We start from the raw sequence: 15397 nt of genomic DNA, 5'->3' as shown, positions 1-15397 counted from the left end.
AAACTCTATCAGGGTTTTTCCGTCTCCCTGACCACCGTCCTGCGGACACGCAGAAGGCGATCCTGGATAGGATCTGATGAGTTTGGGTGCTACTCGGTGGGAGTCGCTTTCGCGTCGCTCCGTCCCGGGCAGGAGTACGACTGTACACGGGGCCTCGGAGGCCGTGCAAATCGACAGGGTTGGTGGTCTAGACCACTTGCTGGTAGGTTCCATACGGAACCGCCACTTCCTTTGGCATACGCTGCTGCTCAGTGCGCCGTCAGGGACAGGCAGTGGCGGCCGTACCTGCAGTTCCACTCCTGGGAGGCTTCCCATGACCACCGTGACGTCCCCGCTCGCCGGACGGGCCATCGGACTGGCCGCAGTGCCGGATCCTGTCTTCTCCGGGGCCATGGTCGGCCCGGGTACCGCCATCGACCCCGTGCGTGAGGCCTCCGAGGCCGTGTCCCCCGTGGACGGCGTCATCGTCTCCCTGCACCCGCACGCCTTCGTCGTGGTCGACGAGAACGGACACGGCGTGCTCACCCACCTCGGCATCGACACCGTCCAGCTCAACGGCGAAGGCTTCGAGCTGCTCGTCAGCAAGGGCGACACCGTGACCCGCGGCCAGGCCATCGTGCGCTGGAACCCCACCGCCGTCGAGGCCGCCGGCAAGTCCCCGGTGTGCCCGGTCGTCGCGCTCGAAGCCACCGCCGAGGCCCTCTCCGACCTCCGTGACAGCGGTGACGTGAAGGCCGGCGACAGCCTTTTCTCCTGGAACTGACGGCAGTGCCGTCGCAGGGCGGCGAACAGGACAACCACCGCGGCGGCGGGACCCGCCGCACTATCGGAGACGGGTGAGATGGAGACAACGCTGCGAGGCGTCGGCGTGAGCCATGGCGTGGCGATCGGCGAGGTTCGGCACATGGGTACGGCGGTGCTGGAACCGCCGGCCAAGCAGATCCCCGCCGAGGACGCCGAGCGGGAACAGGGGCGCGCCCGCCAGGCCGTGGACGCCGTGGCCGCCGATCTGATGGCGCGCGGCAACCTGGCGGGTGGCGAAGCCCAGGCCGTGCTGGAAGCGCAGGCCATGATGGCCCAGGACCCCGAGCTGATGGCGGACGTGGACCGGCGGATCGCCGTCGGCAGCACCGCCGAGCGCGCCGTGTACGACGCCTTCGCGGCGTACCGGGAACTGCTGGCCGGTGCGGGTGAGTACCTCGCGGGGCGGGTGGCCGACCTCGACGACGTACGGAATCGCATCGTCGCCCGGCTGCTGGGCGTCCCGATGCCGGGTGTCCCGGACAGCGACGAGCCCTATGTCCTCGTGGCCCGGGATCTGGCTCCGGCCGACACGGCGCTGCTCGACCCGTCGCTGGTTCTCGGGTTCGTGACCGAGGAGGGCGGCCCGACCAGCCACAGTGCCATCCTGGCGCGGGCCCTGGGTGTGCCGGCCGTCGTGGCGCTGCCGGGCGCCGTGGAGCTGGCCGAGGGCACGCTGATCGCCGTGGACGGCAGCACGGGCGACGTCTTCGTGAACCCGAGCGAGGAGAAGAAGGCGCAGCTGGAGGCCGCGGCCGCCGCGCGCAAGGCCGCGCTGGCCGCCGCGACGGGGCCCGGTGCGACCGCGGACGGGCACAAGATGCCGCTGCTGGCCAACGTGGGCGGGCCTGCGGACGTACCGGCGGCGGTGGAGGCGGGCGCCGAGGGTGTCGGTCTGTTCCGTACCGAGTTCCTGTTCCTGGACGACAGCAAGAACGCCCCTTCCGAAGAGAAGCAGGTGGAGGCCTACCGGCAGGTGCTGGAGGCGTTCCCCGAGGGCCGTGTGGTCGTACGTGTGCTGGACGCGGGTGCGGACAAGCCGCTGGCCTTCCTGACGCCGGCGGACGAGCCGAACCCCGCTCTGGGTGTGCGGGGGCTGCGGACGCTGCTCGACCATCCCGAGGTTCTGCGCACCCAGCTGACGGCGCTGGCGAAGGCCGCCGAGGGGCTGCCCGTCTACCTCGAGGTGATGGCGCCGATGGTGGCGGACCGCAAGGACGCGAAGGCGTTCGCGGACGCCTGCCGCGAGGCCGGGCTGAGGGCCAAGTTCGGCGCGATGGTCGAGATCCCGTCGGCCGCGCTGCGGGCGCGTTCGATCCTCCAGGAGGTCGAGTTCCTGTCGCTGGGTACCAACGACCTCGCGCAGTACACGTTCGCGGCGGACCGGCAGGTGGGTGCGGTGTCGCGTCTCCAGGACCCGTGGCAGCCGGCGCTGCTCGACCTGGTCGCGCTGTCCGCCGAAGCGGCCAAGGCCGAGGCCAAGAGCTGCGGTGTGTGCGGTGAGGCCGCGTCCGATCCGCTGCTGGCGTGTGTGCTGACCGGTCTGGGTGTCACCTCCCTTTCCATGGGTGCGGCGTCGATTCCCTACGTCCGTGCCACGCTGGCGAAGTACACGCTGGCCCAGTGCGAGCGGGCCGCGGCGGCGGCGCGTGCGGCGGACAGTGCCGAGGAGGCGCGGACAGCGGCTCAGGCGGTGTTGTCGGGCGAGTAGCCGTACCGGCACCTCGGTGTGCGTTCCGGCGCCTTCGGTGTGCCGGGTTCAGGGGCGTCCCGCCTTCGGGTGGGGCGCCCCTTGTGTGTTCCGGGCCGTGGTCCGGGGGCTTCGGCGGCCGTGGTCCGGGGTCTGCGGCTGCGGTCCTGGGCCTTCAGTGGCGGTGGTCCGGTGCCGACTCCTCGTCGCCGAGGTCCGGGGGCTCGCCGTAGTCGACGCCCGGCTCGGGCGGGATCGGCTCGCCGGATTCCGCGTCGGTGCAGTAGGCGTCGAAGACCTCGGACGCTGTCAGCGGTTGGAGGGCGCCGCCGCGCAGCCGCCAGCCGTAGACACGGTCGGCCGTGCCGGCGGTGCTGGTGCGCATGACGAGTCCGCCGGGGCTGCGGGTGGCCAGGCCGAGGGCGAGCACGCTGGTGAATTCGAGGGCCTCGGCCTCGTCCAGACGGATTGCGCCGTGGGGCTCCTGGTCGCCGTGCAGGACGGAGACGAGGGTGTCCGGTGGTCCGGAGACGGTGCAGACGAGGTGCCGGTCGCCGGGCGGTGCGGTGTCGAGGATGCGTAGCAGGAGGCTGGAGGCGCGGGTGAAGGCCGCCCTGCCGATGTCCTCGCCGCAGGTCGGGCAGGGGCCCAGGCGGGTCAGGAGGGTGGTGGCGTACTCCCAGGTGGCCTGGCGTACCGCTTCGTCCACGAGGGCGGGCAGGAGTTCGGCGAGGGGGCGGCCGTCGTAGGGGACGGTGGCCCCGGTCGCCGCGAGTTCCGCGGTGAACCGGGTGCGGCTGGCCGGGGCTTCCGGGTCGAGGCCGGTGTCCGCGCAGTATGCCGCGTAGTCCTCGGGGTCGAACAGGGCGAGTGTGGTGTGGGTGCCCTGCGCCGCGCGGGCCCTGAGGACCGACTCCAGTTGCCGGAGGTAGGTGGCGTGGTCGTCGAAGGTGAAGCTGCGGTAGCGCCGCATGGCGCGGAAGTCGTGGTCGTCGGTGAGGACGCCGACGGTGCCGGCGATCTCGCGGCGCAGGACGCGCCGCATGGTCTGGTGGTCGGTGTGCGCCATGTTTCCCCCAATGCGCAGACGATCGATGCTCACTCACCGTAATCGGCGGCACTGACATCGGCTGTCCGCCGCCGGTCAGGGACCGGGGCGGGGCGCCTGTCTGCACTGGTCACAGTGGTGTGGGGTGTCTGGCTGGGGTTGGTCCCCGGACGCGCCGTCAGGTGGAGCGGGCCCGGGGCCGTGTGCGGAGGGTATTGCTCCGGTGCTTCAGGCCCGCTTGCGGGCGAGGTCCTCGTAGAAGCCGAGCAGCGCGAGGTTGTCGATGGACCCGGGGTTGACCGCCTTTTCCAGGGGGGTGCCCTGAAGGAGCCGCTTTACCGGGACCTCGATGCGCTTGCCGGTGAGGGTGTGCGGGATCCCGGGAGCCTCGATGATCTCGTCGGGGACGTGGCGCGGGGAGAGCTGTTCGCGGATGGCCCGCTTCACGCGGTCCAGGAGTGCCTCGTCCAGGACGGCGCCCGGTGCGAGGTGGACGAACAGCGGCATCCAGTACCCGCCGTCGGGCTGTTCGATGCCGATGACGAGGGATTCCTTGATCTCGGGCAGGCGCTCGACGACCTCGTAGATGTCGGCCGAGCCCATGCGCACGCCCTGCCGGTTGAGGGTGGAGTCGGAGCGGCCGTGGATGATCACGGTCCCGCGCGAGGTGAGGGTGATCCAGTCGCCGTGGCGCCAGACGCCGGGGTAGGTGTCGAAGTAGCTGTCGTGGTAGCGGCTGCCGTCGGGGTCGTTCCAGAAGTGGATCGGCATGGACGGCATGGGGTTGGTGACGACCAGCTCGCCGACCTCGTCGACGAGGGGCTTGCCGCTGGGGTCCCAGGACTGAAGATCGGTGCCGAGGCTGGGGGCCTGGAGTTCGCCGGTGTACACCGGGAGCGTCGGTACGGCGCCGGCGAAGCAGGAGCAGACGTCGGTGCCGCCGCTGACGGAGGCGATCCACAGGTCGTCGCGGACCTCGTCGTGCAGCCAGCGGAAGCCGTCCGGCGGCAGCGGGGAGCCGGTGGTGGCCACGCATTTCACGGTGGTCAGGTCGTAGTCGCGGGCGGGGTGGACGTCGGCCTTGCGGCAGGCCATGACGTAGGCGGCGGAGGTGCCGTAGAGGGTGGCTCCGGTGCGTTCGGCGATCCGCCACTGGGCGCCCGTGTCCGGGTAGCCGGGGCTGCCGTCGTACAGGACGACCGTGGTGCCCGTGAGCAGGCCGGAGACGAGGAAGTTCCACATCATCCAGCCGGTCGAGGTGTACCAGAAGAAGCGGTCCTCGGGGCCGAGGTCGCAGTGCAGGCCGAGCTGCTTGAGGTGCTCGACGAGGATGCCGCCCTGCGACTGGACGATGGCCTTGGGCAGGCCGGTCGTGCCGGAGGAGTACAGCACCCACAGCGGGTGGTCGAAGGGGACGGGTTCGAAGACCGGCTCGGCGTCCCCGGCCGTCAGTGCCGACCATTCCAGGGCGCCCTCGGGGGCCTGGCTGCCGAGCAGCGGGATGTGGACGACGGCGCGCAGGGTGGGCAGCTCGCGGCGCAGCTCGGCGACGATCTCGCGGCGGTCGTGCTCCTTGCCGCCGTAGCGGTAGCCGTCGACGGTGAACAGGACCACGGGTTCGACCTGCTGGAAGCGGTCGAGGACGCTGCGGGCGCCGAAGTCGGGGGCGCAGGAGGTCCAGACGGCGCCGACGGCGGCCGTGGCGAGGAGGGCGACGACGGCCTGGGGAATGTTGGGGAGGTAGCCGCTGACGCGGTCGCCGGGGCGTACGCCGAGGGCGCGGAGTTCGGCGGCGAGGGAGCCGACCTGGCGGCGCAGCTCGGACCAGGTCACCGGGCGCGGCTCGTGGGACTCGTCCACGTACAGGAGGGCGGGTTCGTCGGCGCGGTCGGCGGCGGCCCGCAGGGCGTGCTCGGCGTAGTTGAGGGTGGCGCCGGGGAACCACTGGGCGCCGGGCATGGCGCGGTCGCCGAGCACGCGCGTGTATGGCGTCGAGAAGCGCACGTCGAACCATTCGGTGACGGCCTTCCAGAAGGTGTCCAGTCGGTCGACGGACCACTGGTGCAGGGCCGGGTAGCCGCCCTCGGCCGGGGCGCCGTGGTGTTCGGCGGCCCATGCCTGGAACTGGGTGATGCGGGCCTGGGCGATCCGCTGGGGATCGGGCTGCCAGAGCGGCTGGGGGTTCGCGGTCGACATGGGAGGCTCCCGGGCTGTGCGCGTCGTGGGCGTCGGTCCGCCCACGGGCTGGGGTGTGCGCGTGACGCGGCTGACAGGGACGATGCCATGTGATCGACTTCTGCACCAGGGTGCGCCCCACATAGTCCATGTCATGAAGATGTGGTCGCGTCACGGGTGAACGGCAGTTGAACGACACGCGCGCGTGGGGCGCTCAGTGGCAGGGTGAGCAGCATGGACGGTCGTGACCTGGTGCGTTCGGTGAGTGTGGTCGGTTCGGGAAGGGCGGCTCGGGGGCTGCGTACCGTGCGGGCAGCGTGGCGCAGGAGGCGCATCGACGCGGCCGGGCTGCCGCCTCGGGGACCGGAGCGGGCGCGGGTGCCGGGGCAGGTGCTGGGCGTGGAGCCGGGTCCGGGCGGGGGTCTGATCCGGTTCAGCCGCTCCGAGCTGCGGATCGTGGTGGCGGTGAACGGGGCGGTCTTCTGGGGGTGGGACGGCGCGGCTGCGCAGCCGTCGTACGCACTCGCGGGGAGTGGTCCCGAGCCGGATCCGCGGGCGGTGCTGGAGCCGGACAAGGACGGCGGCTGGCGGGTGGTGGCCGAGCGGGTGACGGTCATCGTGTCGCGGCACGGCGGGGTGCAGGTGTGTACGCCGGGCGGGGTGCTGCTGCGGAAGGAGTTGCCGCCGCGCTGGTGGGAGCCGGTCGGCGGGGGTGCGGCGCGGTGGATGCAGCGGTCGGAGGTGGCGGCGGACGCCCGGTTCTTCGGCCTGGGCGGGCGGGCGTCCGGCCCGCGGCTGCGCGATGGCGGGTACCGGCTGTGGAACACCGATCCCGGCCGTGCGTTCGGTCCTGGTGACGATCCGCTGTATCTGACGATGCCGGTGCTGCTGGTGGTGGCGGACGCGGGCACGCATCTGGTGTTCCACGACACCACCTGGGACGGCACGGTGGTGCTGCGGGAGGGCGAGGAGGGGGCCGGGTCCGGGCACGACCGGGCGGGGCGTTGCGAGGTGCGCATGGACGGCGGTCCGCTGCGCTGCTGGGTGATGGTGGGGACTCCCGCGCGTGTGCTGCACACGTGGGCCTCGCTGACCGGGGCGCCCGCGCTGCCGCCCGCCTGGGCGCTGGGGCACCATCACGCGCGGTGGGGCTTCGGCAGCGAGCAGGAGGTGCGCCGGATCGTCGCGGGTTACCAGGAGCGGGGGCTGCCGCTGGATGCCGTGCACCTCGACATCGATCACTATGACGACCACCGGGTGTTCACCGTCGACGAGGAGCGCTTCCCCAAGCTGCCGGTGCTGGCGGAGGAGCTGCGCCGGGACGGGATCCGGCTGGTGTCGATCGTCGATCCGGCCGTGCGGGCGGAACCGGGCAACGCCGTGTTCGAGAGCGGTTCGGCCGTGGACGCGTTCGTGCGGGACGCGCAGGGCCGTGCGGTGCGGGGTGTCGTGTGGGCCGGCGAGTCGGTCTTCCCGGATTTCACGGACCCCCGCGTGCGTGCGTGGTGGGGCGGGCTCTACGAGGAGCGGCTGAGGCAGGGATTCAGCGGGTTCTGGCACGACATGAACGAGCCGACGTCGTTCGGCGCTTTCGGTGAGCCGACGCTGCCGCGTTCGGCGCGGCATGCCGTGGAGGGGCGCGGCGGTGACCACCGGGAGGCGCACAACGTGTATGCGCTGTGCATGGCGCAGGCGGCCGGTGAGGGTCTGCGTGCCCTGGCGCCCGGGGAGCGGCCCTTCGTGTTCTCGCGTTCGGGCTGGGCGGGGTTGCAGCGGTACGGGGGCTCCTGGTCGGGGGACGTGGCGACGGGGTGGCCGGGGCTGCGGGCCTCGCTGTCGCTGGTGCTGGGGCTGGGCCTGTGCGGGATGCCGTACTCGGGTCCGGACGTGGGCGGTTTCGACGGCAGTCCGTCACCGGAGCTGTATCTGCGCTGGTTCCAGCTGGGCGCGTATCTGCCGCTGTTCCGCACGCACGCGAGTCTGCGGGCGGGGCGCCGGGAACCCTGGGAGTTCGGTGCCGAGGTTCTGGAGCACGCGCGCGTGGCGCTGCTCGAACGCCGGCGGCTGCTGCCGTACTTCGTGACGCTGGCGCATCTGGCGCGGCGGACGGGTGCGCCCTATGTGCGGCCGCTGTGGTGGGGAGCGCCGGAGGACCGGGCTCTGCGTGACTGCGAGGACGCGTTTTTGCTGGGTGACGGTCTTCTGGTGGCGCCGGTTGTGGACTTCGGTGTGGACCGGCGGGCGGTGCAGCTGCCGCGGGGCCACTGGTACGACACGGTGACGGAGAAGGTCTACCAGGGTCCGGCGCGGGTGCACGTGGACGCGCCGCTGTCCCGGATACCGGTGTTCGCGCGCGCGGGAGCGGTGTTGCCCGTGCGCGGCGCCGACGGGGGGCTGGAACTGGAGGTGTGGGCGCCCGCGCGCGGGCGGACCGGGGTTGGCCTGGTGGTACCGGACGCGGGCGACGGGTGGGACGAGCCGGAGATCGAGCGCTACGTCGCCCGCAGGCAGGGCGGCCGGGTGGTGGTCGCCCGGGAGCGGGAGGACGGCGTGACGGAGCCGCCCTACCCGGTGCGCGTCCGGGGGCTCGGCTGAGCCGCCCGGCTCACATGTAGCGGCCCTCGAACCACGCCTTGGCGGCCACCGTGTGCAGGGGGAAGGCGAGTTCGCCGGGCCTGCGCAGCAGCCGCCAGCCCTCGGTCTCGTCCGTGGGGCCGGAGGCCGGCAGTGTGTCGGCCGGGCGCTCCGGCAGCAGCCCGAACAGCAGGAGGTGCCCGTCGGGTGAACTCATGGCGTCCACGAGCCGCACGTCGCGGGCGGCTGCGTCGATTCCGGTCTCTTCCTCGAGTTCGCGGACGACGGCCTGTTTCCAGTCCTCGCGGTCGTCGATGTAGCCACCGGGCAGGGCCGTGCCTCCGCGCGCGGGGGCGACCGTTCGGGTGATGACGACCAGGGCGGTGCCCTTGGTGTCGTACACGGGCTGGAGCGCGACCGCGACCGGCAGCGGGTTGCGGTAGGCGACGGTCCCGCAGGACGGACAGGTGCGCGGCCAGCCGGAAATGCCCTCTCCATAGGGCGCTCCGCAGCTCGAACAGTAGGAGCCGGGCGCGGAGTTGGCAGTCGGGTGCTGAGTTTCGGACACGCGCGGACTGTATCCGATCAGGGGAGGGATGTGTTCCGGCACTGAGGCGTCAGGAACGGGCGAACCAGTAAGCGGCGTATCAGTGAGGGGCGGCCGGAATCACCCCCGTCGGTCCCGGCCGCCCCTCCTGTATCACGACGCCTTCCCGGGCCTTTCGGTTCACAGAATCGGCCTGCCCATTTCAGGTTGCCCGTGGCACACTTCTGACGATCCGTCAGATAGTTTCGTGGGGAGGGTCTTTGACGCACACACGCATGCCCGCGGTCGCCGACTGGTTCACCGGTGAGGGTGACGGCTTCCGCCTGCTGGGCACCCGCTGCACGGCCTGCGCCTCGGTCTTCTTCCCGCGCGAGGACGCCCACTGCCGCAATCCGCACTGCGCGGGCGGAACCCTGGAGGAGGTCTCGTTGTCGCAAAGGGGACGCGTCTGGTCGTACACCGACAGCCGATACCGTCCACCGTCACCCTATGTGAGCAATGCGGAACTTCCGTGGGAGCCGTACACGTTGATCGCGGTGGAGCTGGAGGCCGAGCGGATCGTGGTGCTGGGGCAGGCCGCTCCCGGGGTCACCGTCGCCGATCTGACGGTGGGCATGGAGGTGCGGGTCGTCCCCGGCGTGCTCCACGAGGACGCGGAGACGACGTGGACCATCTGGCACTGGCGGCCGACGGGGGTGGCGGCATGACGGAGGACGTGGCGGTGCTCGGTGCGGGCATGCATCCCTGGGGCAAGTGGGGCCGCGGCTTCGTGGAGTACGGGACGGCGGCGGCCCGCGCGGCTCTCGCGGACGCGGGTCTCGGCTGGCGGGAGGTCGGCTCCGTCGTGGGCGCGGACACGGTGCGCGGCGGCTACCCCGGGTATGTCGCGGGGGCCACGTTCGCCAAGGCCCTGGGCTGGCAGGGAGCCAGGGTGACCAGCGTGTACGCGGCCTGCGCGTCCGGGGCCCAGGCCATCGCCGCGGCTCGTGCGCAGATCCTCGCCGGCCTCGCCGACGTCGTCCTGGTGGTGGGCGCGGACGCCGCCCCCAAGGGGTTCTTCCGGCCCGCCGGCGGGGAGCGCCCCGACGATCCGGACTGGCTGCGCTTCCGCCTGCTCGGCGCGACGAATCCGGCGTACTTCGGGCTGTACGCGCGGCGGCGGATGGCGGTGCACGGGGACACACCCGAGGACTTCGCGCTGGTCAAGGTGAAGAACGCCGCCCTCGGGGCGCTCAACCCGTACGCCCGCTACCGCAAGCGGGTCACCGCCGAGGAGGTGGCCGCCTCCGCCGTGGTCGCCGATCCCCTGCGGCTGCTGGACATCTGCGCCACCTCCGACGGCGGGGCCGCCCTGGTGCTGTCCAGCCTGGACTTCGCGCACCGGCACGGTGCCGCCCGGCCGGTGCGGATCCGGGCGGTGTCGACGGTGACCCCCCGCTTCCCGAACACGGTGCTGGACCTGCCGGACATCGCCACGGACTCCGCGGCCTCGGTGGCACCGCCGGCCGAGACTTTCCGGGCGTCCATCGCCCGGGCCGCCTACGAAGAGGCGGGCACCGGCCCCGAGGACCTGTCCCTGGCCGAGGTGTACGACCTGTCCACCGCAATGGAGCTGCAGTGGTACGAGGACCTCGGACTGTGCGGCGAGGGCGAGGGGGCGAAGCTGCTCCGGGAGGGCGCGACCGCTCCGGGCGGCCGGATACCCGTGAACACCAGCGGTGGGCTGGCCTCCTTCGGGGAGGCCGTGCCGGCCCAGGCCATCGCCCAGGTCTGCGAGCTGACCTGGCAGCTGCGCGGTGCGGCGGGCGACCGCCAGGTGGCCGGGGCGCGGGTGGGCATCACCGCCAACCAGGGGCTTTTCGGGCACGGGTCCTCGGTGGTCGCCGTGCGGTGAGCGAAGCGGTCGCGAGCGGTGTACGACCCGCGGGAGCCGTGGGGTCGCACACGCTGTGTGACCGACCCGGAATCCTGCGTGAACGTCATGTGAACTGGGCCTGGGCGTGCGCGGGCAGCGCCATCATGCTCCCGTGCACTCCTGGACGGATACTCTCCGCTTCGCCTTCCAGCCGGTGGTCAACCTGAGGACGGGCGCGGTCGCCGCACTGGAGATACTCGCCCGCCCGGAAACCGGCGACATCCTGGCCGAGGCGCGCCGGGATCCCGAACTCGACGCCAGACTGACCGTGCTGGCGCTCCGTGCGGCGGCACGCAAGGAGACGCTGCTGCCGCTGCATCTGAACGTGTTCGCGGCCACGCTCGCCGACCTCGGCGGCCTCACCTGCCTGCATGACGCCGTGCGCGCGGCGGGCCGCATGCCCTGGGAGGTGACCCTCGACATCGTCCCGCCCTGTACGCACGTGCCGCACCAGGCCCTGCTGGAGGCGGTGGCCGCGCTGCGCGGGCAGGGCTTCCGGATCAGCGCGGACGGCATCGGGGACGGGGACCTACCGCTCAGGCTGCTCACCGACCTCTCCCCCGACCTGGTCAAGCTCGACGCCTCGCTGCTGGCACGGCCGGCCGCCGTGCGGGCGATGCGCACCCTGTGCGAGGAACTGGGCGCCCTGGTCGCGGTGGAGGGCGTGGAGACCGAGCTCCAGTGCGCGGCGGCAATGGCGGCCGGCGCCCAGCTGGCCCAGGGCGAGCTGTTCGCGCCGCCGGCCCGGATCCCGGCCGCGGACGTATACGTTCCCCCCCTCGCTCCCGGTGTGGTGGCCCTGCCACGGTCCGGGCCGTCGGTGCGGGAGTTCGTGCGGCCCGCCGCCGTACTGCCACTGACCGCGTCGGCCGGGCAGGTGCGGGCCCTGCTGACCGGTTCTCCGGATGTCTCCGGGGTGCTGCTGGTGGACCCCTCCGGCCGGCCCGTCCGGTCGGTGCACCGTTCGCGCTTCCTGCTGTCCATGTCCGGCCGCTACGGGCATGCCCTGTACGCCGACCGCCCGGCCTTCAAGCTGGGGGACGCGCCCCGCACGGTCGGCGCCGACGCGACGGCCTGGGAGGTGCTGGACGTGGTGGCGGTCGGCGGCAGGGACCGGACCTCCGACGATGTGGCGGTGATCGACGGACACGGCCGGTGCGTGGGGGTCGTACGGCTGGCCGATCTGGTCCGGGCGCTGGCAGAGAGCCGGGTCGAGGAGGCCGCGGGACTCAACCCGCTGACCAGACTGCCGGGTTCGGACACGATCGTCGGCGAGGTGGACCGGCGGATCTCCGACGGCCGGTCGTTCGCGCTCAGCTGGCTGGACATCGATGACTTCAAACAGGTCAACGACGGAGCCGGGTTCGCCGCCGGCGACGAGTTGATCCGCGCCGTGGGCAGCGCGCTCCAGCAGGCGGTCGCGGGGCACGCGCGCGTGGGGCACATCGGCGGGGACGACTTCCTGGTGCTGGCCGACGAGGAGGCGCTCGGTCCGCTGGCGGCCGCCGTGCTGGACGCTGCCTGGGCGGCGGGCGGCCGGCCCGTCACGCTGTCCCTGGCGACCGTCGTCTGCGATCCGGGCAGCGTGAGCGACCACCACCAGGCCGCCGCCCAGCTCGCTCCGCTGAAGAAGGCGGCCAAGGCGCTGAACGGCGCGAGCTGGGTGCTCGGGCGCGCCGGGTTCCCCGGCCACGAGGTCCGGCGCGGCAGCCCGGGGGCGGCTCCGGCGCAGGCCGGATACGCGGCCGCCGAGCCACGGTGGTGAACGGACGCCGCTGCTGCGTCCGTTGTGGCTCACCCGTCTCGCCGGGGCCGACGGGCAGACCGGTGTCACCGTCGCCGTCGGCAACCTTGACGCCCCCGGGACGCCGGTGAACACTTCCCGGTGTCAGCCGACATCGCCATACATTCTCGGTGTTATCAGGCACTGCCGCACGGGTCTGCCCTGCTCCGGGGCCCGGCTCTCCTGGGCGGTCCGGCTGCGACGGCACGCTCGTCACGGACGCCGGGCGGGGCGCGGGGCCCTCCCTGCCTTCGGCTGAAGTCGCCAAGGTAACCGTCCTGCACGACAGGGCCGGGGCCGATCGCCCCCTAACGGCGCCAAAGGGAGCCGCCATGAGCAACGGAGACATCTTCGTCGGCGAGGTCATCGGCACCGCGATTCTGATCCTGTTCGGTGCCGGAGTCTGTGCCGCCGTCACCCTCAGGTACTCCAAGGCGCGGGCCGCCGGCTGGGTCGTGATCGCCTTCGGCTGGGGTTTCGGTGTGCTCGCCGGCGCGTACACCGCCGCACCCCTCTCCGGTGGTCACCTCAACCCGGCGGTCACCATCGGCATCGCCATGGACACCGGCAAGTGGGGGAAGGTCTGGGTGTATCTGCTCGGGCAGATCGTCGGCGCCATGCTCGGCGCGGTGCTGGCCTATCTGGTGTACCTCGCCCAGTTCCAGGCCAACGTCCGCACGGAGGGCACCACCGAGGGCACCGCCGACGCACCCGTTCCGACCCTCGGCATCTTCTCGACCATCCCGGAGATACGTAACCCGGTCGCCAATCTCGTCACCGAGATCATCGCGACCGTCGCGCTGGTCCTGCCGGTCCTCGCCTTCGGGCTCACGAAGGGGCTCGGCGAGTCCGGCACCACCGTGCTGATCGTCTCCTTGCTCGTCGTGGGCATCGGCCTCTCCCTCGGCGGCCCCACGGGGTACGCCATCAACCCGGCCCGCGACCTCGGCCCGCGCATCGTGCACACCTTCCTGCCGATCCCCCACAAGGGCACCTCCGACTGGGGATACGCCTGGGTCCCGGTGGTCGGTCCGCTGATCGGTGGCGTACTCGCCGGCCTCATCTACAACGCGGCCTTCTGAACCCCCGTGACGCGGCCATCCGAACCTGCGCCGAACCTGTGCGGCGCGGCCTTCCGGACCCCCGTGACACGGCTTTCTGAACCCACAGGTTCCCGCGCCCGGCTTCCACCGCCCGGCCACCGATCCCCACGGCCTTCCGAACAGCGACCCGACCCAGCGACCCAGGGACAGCCATGACGGACACCGCCGACACCTATGTCGCCGCCATCGACCAGGGCACCACGTCCAGCCGCTGCATCGTCTTCGACCACAGCGGCGCGATCGTGGCCGTCGACCAGCGCGAGCACCGGCAGATCTTTCCCAGGCCCGGATGGGTGGAACACGACGCCACCGAGATCTGGTCCAAGGTGCAGGCCGTGGTGGCGGGGGCGCTCGCCAGGGCGGGGCTGCACGCCGGCCGGCTGAGCGCTCTCGGCATCACCAACCAGCGGGAGACCACGGTCCTGTGGGACCGGGCCACCGGCAAGCCCGTGCACAACGCGATCGTCTGGCAGGACACCCGCACCGCGGCCCTGTGCGGCGAACTGGGCGGCGCGGACGGCCAGGACCGCTTCCGCGAGCGCACCGGACTGCCGCTGGCCAGCTACTTCTCCGGGCCCAAGGTGGCCTGGCTGCTGGACCATGTGCCCGGTCTGCGCCGGCGGGCCGAGCACGGTGAGATCGCGTTCGGGACCATCGACTCCTGGCTGATCTGGAACCTCACGGGCGGCACCGACGGCGGCCGGCACGTCACCGACGTCACGAACGCCGGCCGCACCATGCTGATGAACCTGGACACCCTCCAGTGGGATCCCTCCGTCCTGTCCGCGATGAACGTGCCCGAGGCCGTGCTGCCGGAGATCCGGTCCTCCGCCGAGGTGTACGGCACGGCGGTCGGGCAGCTGTCCGGGGTGCCCGTGGCCTCGGCGCTGGGCGACCAGCAGGCCGCCGTGTTCGGGCAGGCCTGCTATGACGTCGGCACCGCGAAGAACACCTACGGCACCGGCAGTTTCCTGCTGCTGAACACCGGCAACCGGCCGGTGCCCTCGAAGAACGGGCTGCTGACGACGATGGGCTACAAGATCGGCGGGGAGGCGCCGGTGTACTGCCTGGAGGGGTCCATAGCGATAACGGGCGCGCTGGTCCAGTGGTTCCGCGACCAGCTCGGGATCATCCGGAGCGCCGACGAGATCGAGACGCTGGCCGCGAGCGTCGAGGACAACGGCGGCGCCTACATCGTGCCGGCGTTCTCCGGCCTTTTCGCGCCCTACTGGCGCTCCGACGCGCGCGGAGTCGTCACCGGCCTCACCCGGTACGTGACGAAGGCCCACCTCGCGCGCGCGGTGCTGGAGGCGACGAGCTGGCAGACGCGGGAGGTCGTGGACGCGATGTACCAGGACTCCGGGGTGCCGATCACCGCGCTGAAGGTCGACGGCGGCATGACGCGCAACAACCTGCTCATGCAGCACCAGGCGGACGTCCTCGGCGTACCGGTGATCCGGCCCCGGGTCTCGGAGACGACCTGCCTGGGCGCCGCCTACGCGGCCGGGCTGGCCACGGGCGTGTGGAACGACCTGGACGAGCTGAAGTCGCACTGGCGGAAGGACGCGGAGTGGACGCCGGCGATGGCGGCGTCGGTCCGAGACGGCGAGTACCGGAACTGGCGCAGGGCCGTGGAGAAGAGCTTCGGCTGGACGGAGGAGGACGGGGCGTAGCGGCGAGGCGGCCGCACGCGCGCGTGGGCGCTCCGTACAGGACCACGGCCCGTACCCCGGTCGGCGGGGGTACGGGCCGTGTCCGCCG

11 protein-coding genes are annotated in these 15397 nt (G+C 72.2%); 8 read left to right on the top strand and 3 right to left on the bottom strand.

The window, feature by feature from the left end; genetic code table 11:
* The first annotated feature begins 313 nt into the window (after positions 1-313).
* Together JK361_RS32825 and ptsP are read left to right on the top strand one after the other, a co-directional pair.
* Positions 314-763, top strand: a complete 450-nt coding sequence (locus JK361_RS32825; protein ID WP_201825337.1) for a PTS sugar transporter subunit IIA — start codon at positions 314-316, stop codon at positions 761-763.
* A 78-nt stretch (positions 764-841) separates the two neighbouring features.
* The gene (gene ptsP / locus JK361_RS32820; RefSeq protein ID WP_201825335.1) at positions 842-2512 is read left to right on the top strand and encodes a phosphoenolpyruvate--protein phosphotransferase; all 1671 of its coding nucleotides are present in this window, start codon (positions 842-844) and stop codon (positions 2510-2512) included.
* A gap of 154 nt (positions 2513-2666) precedes the next feature.
* On the opposite strand, the gene JK361_RS32815 is transcribed toward ptsP, so the two are convergent.
* Positions 2667-3560: a DUF8829 domain-containing protein gene (locus JK361_RS32815; protein WP_201825333.1), complete on the bottom strand. Its 894-nt coding sequence runs from the start codon at positions 3558-3560 to the stop codon at positions 2667-2669.
* 207 nt (positions 3561-3767) lie between these two features.
* Positions 3768-5735 carry an acetoacetate--CoA ligase gene (locus JK361_RS32810; RefSeq protein WP_201825331.1) on the bottom strand — a complete coding sequence of 656 codons (1968 nt, stop codon included), beginning with the start codon at positions 5733-5735 and terminating at the stop codon, positions 3768-3770.
* 213 nt (positions 5736-5948) lie between these two features.
* Between JK361_RS32810 and JK361_RS32805 the strand changes: the two genes are divergently transcribed.
* Positions 5949-8309 carry a glycoside hydrolase family 31 protein gene (locus JK361_RS32805; protein ID WP_201825329.1) on the top strand — a complete coding sequence of 787 codons (2361 nt, stop codon included), beginning with the start codon at positions 5949-5951 and terminating at the stop codon, positions 8307-8309.
* A gap of 10 nt (positions 8310-8319) precedes the next feature.
* Here JK361_RS32805 and JK361_RS32800 read toward each other — a convergent pair whose 3' ends face one another.
* The gene (locus JK361_RS32800; protein ID WP_201825327.1) at positions 8320-8856 is read right to left on the bottom strand and encodes an NUDIX domain-containing protein; all 537 of its coding nucleotides are present in this window, start codon (positions 8854-8856) and stop codon (positions 8320-8322) included.
* A gap of 254 nt (positions 8857-9110) precedes the next feature.
* Here JK361_RS32800 and JK361_RS32795 point away from each other — a divergent pair, with 254 nt between their 5' ends.
* From JK361_RS32795 to glpK, 5 genes are all read left to right on the top strand, one after another.
* Complete coding sequence (locus JK361_RS32795; protein WP_201825353.1) at positions 9111-9542, top strand: Zn-ribbon domain-containing OB-fold protein; 432 nt, start codon at positions 9111-9113, stop codon at positions 9540-9542.
* A complete protein-coding gene (locus JK361_RS32790; RefSeq protein ID WP_201825351.1) occupies positions 9539-10729 on the top strand; it encodes a lipid-transfer protein in 1191 nt (396 codons plus the stop codon). The genes JK361_RS32795 and JK361_RS32790 overlap by 4 nt, the downstream gene beginning before the upstream one ends.
* A gap of 133 nt (positions 10730-10862) precedes the next feature.
* Positions 10863-12515, top strand: a complete 1653-nt coding sequence (locus JK361_RS32785; RefSeq protein ID WP_201825325.1) for a GGDEF domain-containing protein — start codon at positions 10863-10865, stop codon at positions 12513-12515.
* Between the two features lie 350 nt (positions 12516-12865).
* Positions 12866-13615: an MIP/aquaporin family protein gene (locus tag JK361_RS32780; protein ID WP_201825323.1), complete on the top strand. Its 750-nt coding sequence runs from the start codon at positions 12866-12868 to the stop codon at positions 13613-13615.
* 173 nt (positions 13616-13788) lie between these two features.
* Positions 13789-15309 (top strand): glycerol kinase GlpK, encoded by a 1521-nt coding sequence (gene glpK, locus JK361_RS32775; protein ID WP_201825321.1) that lies wholly within the window; start codon positions 13789-13791, stop codon positions 15307-15309.
* Positions 15310-15397: the final 88 nt, after the last annotated feature.

Source organism: Streptomyces musisoli (genome assembly GCF_016741855.1).
In the GTDB taxonomy this organism is placed as follows: domain Bacteria; phylum Actinomycetota; class Actinomycetes; order Streptomycetales; family Streptomycetaceae; genus Streptomyces; species Streptomyces musisoli.
This window is presented reverse-complemented; position numbering and strand designations above follow the sequence as displayed.

Excerpts from the sequence above, each read along its gene's own strand:
- JK361_RS32825 (WP_201825337.1), top strand. The coding sequence starts at position 314 with ATGACCACCGTGACGTCCCCGCTCGCCGGACGGGCCATCGGACTGGCC.
- ptsP (WP_201825335.1), top strand. The coding sequence starts at position 842 with ATGGAGACAACGCTGCGAGGCGTCGGCGTGAGCCATGGCGTGGCGATC.
- JK361_RS32815 (WP_201825333.1), bottom strand. The coding sequence starts at position 3,560 with ATGGCGCACACCGACCACCAGACCATGCGGCGCGTCCTGCGCCGCGAG.
- JK361_RS32810 (WP_201825331.1), bottom strand. The coding sequence starts at position 5,735 with ATGTCGACCGCGAACCCCCAGCCGCTCTGGCAGCCCGATCCCCAGCGG.
- JK361_RS32805 (WP_201825329.1), top strand. The coding sequence starts at position 5,949 with ATGGACGGTCGTGACCTGGTGCGTTCGGTGAGTGTGGTCGGTTCGGGA.
- JK361_RS32795 (WP_201825353.1), top strand. The coding sequence starts at position 9,111 with ATGCCCGCGGTCGCCGACTGGTTCACCGGTGAGGGTGACGGCTTCCGC.
- JK361_RS32790 (WP_201825351.1), top strand. The coding sequence starts at position 9,539 with ATGACGGAGGACGTGGCGGTGCTCGGTGCGGGCATGCATCCCTGGGGC.
- JK361_RS32780 (WP_201825323.1), top strand. The coding sequence starts at position 12,866 with ATGAGCAACGGAGACATCTTCGTCGGCGAGGTCATCGGCACCGCGATT.
- glpK (WP_201825321.1), top strand. The coding sequence starts at position 13,789 with ATGACGGACACCGCCGACACCTATGTCGCCGCCATCGACCAGGGCACC.